This window comes from Streptomyces sp. NPDC031100, from assembly GCF_055570785.1.
On sequence record NZ_JBVIGN010000030.1, the window covers coordinates 6,777 to 11,691 of the forward strand.

General features: G+C 73.7%; 5 protein-coding genes. 2 read left to right on the plus strand and 3 right to left on the minus strand.

The features are described 5' to 3' along the window. Positions 1-134 precede the first annotated feature (134 nt). On the plus strand, positions 135-1,370 hold the full coding sequence (locus tag ACZ5DS_RS42440) for an acyltransferase family protein (RefSeq protein WP_468249829.1): 1,236 nt from the start codon (positions 135-137) through the stop codon (positions 1,368-1,370). Positions 1,371-1,382: 12 nt separating this feature from the next. Beyond that, on the plus strand, positions 1,383-2,165 hold the full coding sequence (locus tag ACZ5DS_RS42445; RefSeq protein ID WP_468249831.1) for an alpha/beta fold hydrolase: 783 nt from the start codon (positions 1,383-1,385) through the stop codon (positions 2,163-2,165). 130 nt (positions 2,166-2,295) lie between these two features. Here ACZ5DS_RS42445 and ACZ5DS_RS42450 read toward each other — a convergent pair whose 3' ends face one another. From ACZ5DS_RS42450 to ACZ5DS_RS42460, 3 genes are read right to left on the minus strand one after another with little or no spacing between them, the layout of a single operon-like run. Beyond that, a complete protein-coding gene (locus ACZ5DS_RS42450) occupies positions 2,296-3,291 on the minus strand; it encodes an MsnO8 family LLM class oxidoreductase (RefSeq protein WP_468249833.1) in 996 nt (331 codons plus the stop codon). Then, positions 3,288-3,821 carry a hypothetical protein gene (locus ACZ5DS_RS42455; RefSeq protein ID WP_468249835.1) on the minus strand — a complete coding sequence of 178 codons (534 nt, stop codon included), beginning with the start codon at positions 3,819-3,821 and terminating at the stop codon, positions 3,288-3,290. Before ACZ5DS_RS42455 ends, ACZ5DS_RS42450 begins: the two co-directional genes overlap by 4 nt. Beyond that, positions 3,818-4,699 (minus strand): alpha/beta hydrolase, encoded by an 882-nt coding sequence (locus ACZ5DS_RS42460; protein WP_468249837.1) that lies wholly within the window; start codon positions 4,697-4,699, stop codon positions 3,818-3,820. The genes ACZ5DS_RS42455 and ACZ5DS_RS42460 overlap by 4 nt, the downstream gene beginning before the upstream one ends. Between the last annotated feature and the right edge of the window lie 216 nt (positions 4,700-4,915).

The window sequence follows — 4,915 nt, forward strand, 5'->3', positions numbered from 1 at the left end:
ACCCCCCCCCCCCCCCCCCCCCCCACCCCCCCCCCCCCCCCCCCCCCCCCCCCCCCAAACCCCCCCCCCCCCCCCCCCCCCCCCCCCCCCCCCCCGCCCCTGCCCGGCGCCGCCCTCAGCAGAAAGCCGCCGTCATGTCCTTCGCCGTCGTACCGCCGGGGAAGTCCGGACCCCAGTCCCGGCCGTCGAAACTGCCGTCGCTCACCGGACTGAGGTTCTTCGCCGCGCTCCTGGTGTTCTTCTTCCACTCCTCGCTCTCCAACAGCCCCATTCCGCCCAACGCGCCGATCAACCCCTTCGCCGACCGCACGCTGGCGCACCTGTACGAGAAGACCTTCGTCTCCACCGGCTACATGGGCGTGTCGTTCTTCTTCGTCCTGTCCGGCTTCGTACTCGCCTGGTCCGCCCGGCCCGGTGAACGCATCACGTCGTTCTGGCGCCGCCGCATGACCAAGATCTTCCCCAACCACCTCGTCGTCTCGGCCGCGGTCGTCGTGCTGTTCGCCGGAGCCACCATCACCGGCGTCTCCCAGTGGCTGCCGAACCTGCTGCTGATCCACACGTTCTTCCCGCAGCCGTCGGTCAACCTCAGCCTCAACCCGCCCAGTTGGTCCCTCGGCAGCGAGCTGCTCTTCTACCTGCTGTTCCCGCTGCTGATCATCCCGATCCGCCGGATCCGCGGCGGCGCGCTGTGGGCCTGGGCGGCCGTCATGGTGGCCGGGACGGTCGCCGTCCAGCTCGTCTCCACCTACCTCGTCCCCGACACCCCCAAGTCGGCGATCACCCCGATCTCCGACACGCAGTTCTGGTTCGGCTACCTCTTCCCGCCCGGCCGCCTCTTCGAGTTCGTGCTCGGTGCGCTCCTCGCCCGGATCGTGCTCGCCGGCCGCTGGCCCCGGCAGCTCGGGATCGCCGTCTCGCTGGTGCTGGTCGCCGTCGGCTACGGCGCGACCTTCCTGGTGCCTTTCCAGTACACCTTCGTCACGGCCACGATCGTCCCCATCGCCCTGCTCATCGCCGCGGTCGCCGACAGCGACTCCCGCTCCCGCAGCACCTGGCTGAGCAGCCGCCCCATGGTCTGGCTCGGCGAGGTCTCCTTCGGCTTCTACCTGGTCCAGGGCGTCACCATCTTCTACCTGCGGACCCTGCTGGGAGACGAGACCTTCAGCACCCCGGTGGCCGTGGGCGTCGTCGCGCTGTTCTTCGCGGCTTCCCTGCTCGCCGGATGGCTCCTGTACCGCTTCGTGGAGATGCCCGCCATGCGCCGCTTCGGCCGCAGCCGGCGCCCCGCCCCCGCCGAGGCGCCGGTGGCCATCCCGGCCCAGCGCGCCGCCGCGTCCGCACCGACCGCCGAGAAGGAACTCACCTGAGAGGGGGCCACCGTGCCCGCCGTCACCACCGCCGAGGGAACCGAGGTCGACTACCGGATCACCGGCTCGGGACCCCGACTGCTCCTCGTCCACGGCTCCACCAGCGACGCCGCGTCCGGCTTCGCCCCGCTGGAGCCCCACCTGTCCGAGCACCGCACACTGATCCTCCCCGACTACGCCGGCAGCGGACGCACACCGCTCCCGGCCGGGGGCAGCCTCACCGTCGACGCCCTGGCCGGTCAGCTGGCCGCCGTCGTCGAGCACCGGTCCGAGGGACCGGTGGACGTCGCCGGGGCCTCCCTCGGAGCCGTCGTCGCCGCGGCGCTCGCCGCCGACCACCCGCACCTGGTCAGGCGTCTGATCCTGATCGTCGGCTGGGCCCGCAACGACGACCGGCGCCAGTCGATGGCCCTGGGCCTGTGGCGTCACCTGGCCGAGACCGACGAGTGGGCCTACCAGCGCTACATCACGCTGCTGGCGCACTCGCCCGAGTACCTGGCGTCCCTGGGCGGCGAGCACCTGCACGCCCTCGCCGCCGCGCCCACGGTCACCGAGGGCGCCCGCCGCCAACTCGACCTGGACCTCGTGGTCGACATCCGCGACCGCCTCCCGCGCATCCTCGCCCCGACCCTCGTCGTCGGCGCGAGCCGGGACCAGGTCATTCCGGTCGCCCACAGCAGGGAACTGCACGCCGGGATCGCCGGATCCCGCTACGCCGAACTCGACAGCGGGCACAACGTCCTGCTGGAGCAGCCGCGGCCACTGGCCGCGCTGATGGCGGACTTCCTGGACTGACGCCGACGTTCCGGAACGACGAAGGTGGGGCCCGCTCCCGTACGGGGGCGGGCCCCACCCGCGCGCACGAAAGCGGGCCTCGTCCCCTGCGGAAGGGGACGGGGCCCGCTTTCGTGTACGACCGGCGGTCTCAGCCCGCCGCCGTGACCACGGATCCCGCGGACGGCGTGCCGGACAGCTCGAAGCCCTCGGCCAGCAGCTGGTAGGAGCGGACCCGGTCGGCCGGGTCCTGCGTCAGCGTGTTCACCATCAGCTCCCGCACCCCGCCCGCCTCGGCCAGGGCGCGCAGCCGCGGTACGACGTCCTCGGGCGTGCCGTGGATCAGCGCCTGCCTGTGATGGGCCGCCCGCTCCGACTCCGGCCCGGTCCACCGGTGGCGTCGTACGGTCTGTGCCGAGGGAAGCGGCCGATCGTCGCCCAGGTCCTTCCGCGCACGCCACAGCAGCACGGCCTGCGCCAGCTCGTCGGCCCGTGCCTGCGTGTCCGCGAGGACGGCCCGCACGGCGAGGAGCCCGCCGTGCCCCTCCTCGCCCGTCGCGGCCGCACGCGCGGCCCGGTACGCGTTCAGCGCACGCGTACTCGGCCCGGGCACCAGGAAGTGCGCGAAGGCGAAACCCACGCCCAGCTCGCCGGCGGCCGTGGCCGAGCCGCTGCTCGCGCCCAGAAGCCACAACTCCGGGGGCACCGGCGGCACCGCGGTCAGGGCATCGGCGTACACGTCCTCACTGCCCGGCAGTCGCAGCAGCGAGCGCAGCTCCCGCAGCCGTGCCGGGAAGTCCGCGGCCGGACCGCCGGCCCGGCCGATCCCCATGTCGACCCGGCCCGGGTGCAGAGCGGACAGCACACCGAACACCTCGGCGACCTTCAGCGCGGGATAGCGCGGCAGCAGCACCCCTCCGGTGCCGACCCGGATCCGGTCGGTCGCCGCGAGGGCGGCACCGGCCAGCACCTCCGGGGCGCTGCCGGCGAAGCCCGGCGAGCGATGGTGCTCCGCCACCCAGAACCGGGCGAAGCCCAACCGGTCGGCGTGCCGGGCGAGTTCGAGGGAGGCCTGCAGGGCGTCGGCGCCCGTGTGCCCCTCACCGACGGGGGACTGGTCCAGAACGGAGACACGCATGGCGCTCATGCCTCCTCCCGGCCGGCGGCGACGACCGACGGCACGATGCGGAAGTCCCGCTGGAACACCAGGTTGTGCAGGTCCGCGGAGGCGATCGCCCGCAGCGTGGGCACCTCGGCGGCCGCCTGCTCCTCGGTGAAGACGTTCAGGGGCCACTCGCCCACCGTGGCACCGCGCAGATGCGGATGGTGGAAGCCCCGCCCGTAGAACGCCATCAACGTGATCGGCTGGATTCCCGCCTCCGCCTGTTCGGGCCAGGACAGCGTCCACAGCGCCGCCAGCCCCCCGTCCGGGGTGCGGCCGGCTCCGGTGGCCCCGAGGGTTCCGGTGCCCCGCAGCATCCCGCGGTCGAACTCCCGCAGCACCTGGCGGGCGTACGGGTCCAGCAGCGCCACCGCCTCGTGGAACAGCCGCTCCTTGCCCTGCCGCGACACGGCGTCCCCGTGGGTTCCGTCGCGCAGGTCCCCGAAGTGGCGCTCCAGGGCCTCCAGGTGCGCGGTCGCCTCCGCGACCGCCGGGGAAGCATCCTTCGTCGTCACATGTCCTCCTGATGCAGGTTGTTGTTCGTCAGCGTGCTGAATCGGGCCGCGACCATCCGGCCCAGCCACTGGCGCATCGGGTGCGCACGGCCCGCGCCCCACTGCTGGGACGGCATGAGCAGTGCCGCGTGCGGCGTCTGGTGGAAGAGGCGCAGCGACGTCGTGACACCCGCCCGCCGCAGCGTGTCCGCGTAGCCGCGGACGTCGTCCAGCACCGGATCGTGGTCGCCCACGGCCAGCACCGCCGGGGCCACGCCGCTGACGTCCGGTGCCTCCAGCGGAGTGGAGTAGAGGACGTTCGCGCCGGTGCGCGGACGCACCGGCGCGGCACCCCGGTAGCGCTGCCAGGCCTTCCGCAGCTGTTCGGCGGAGGGGAACGCGGCCGGATCGGTCCGGTACGACGGGGCACGGCACCCGGGATCGACGGGCGGGTAGGCGAGGAACTGTCCGGCCAGCGGCTCGCCGGTGTCCCGCAGGACCAGCGCCGCCGAGGCCGCCAGTGTCCCGCCGGCGCTGTCGCCGCCCACGGCCACCAGCGGTGCGCCGGTCTCCCGGACCGCCTCGTGCCGCGCCCAGCGCACCGCTGCCAGCACGTCCAGCAGTCCGGCCGGATGAGGGTGCGCGGGCGCCAGGCGGTAGTCGACACTGACCACGGTGCAGCCCGAGTACCGGGCGAGATCCGAGGTGGCCTCGTGCCACTGGGCCGCCGAACCGTGCTGCCAGCTGCCGCCGTGCGCCCAGACCAGCCAGCCGCCGCGCGACGGAACGGGCCGGTACACGCGCGCCGGCACCTGGTGGCCGGGGGACGGCAGCAGCGTCTCCTCCCAGCGGACGGGTCCCTGCACGGGGGCGAGCCGCAAGGCCGGACCACGATTCACGACGTTCTCCTTTCCGGGGCGGTCCGTCCGCGGCCGGAGTGCGGCCGTTGACGGGAGCCCCTCGGCACTGTGACGGCCCGCACCGCGCGCGCCAACCGACAGATGGCTAGGTCGCACCGCGCTCCCCGTCCGTGGTGGTGGGGTTATTTGGTGGTGGGGGTGCGGAGGAAGGTGCTGGTGAGGGTGGTGATGAGGACGAGGGCGGTGTTGACGGCG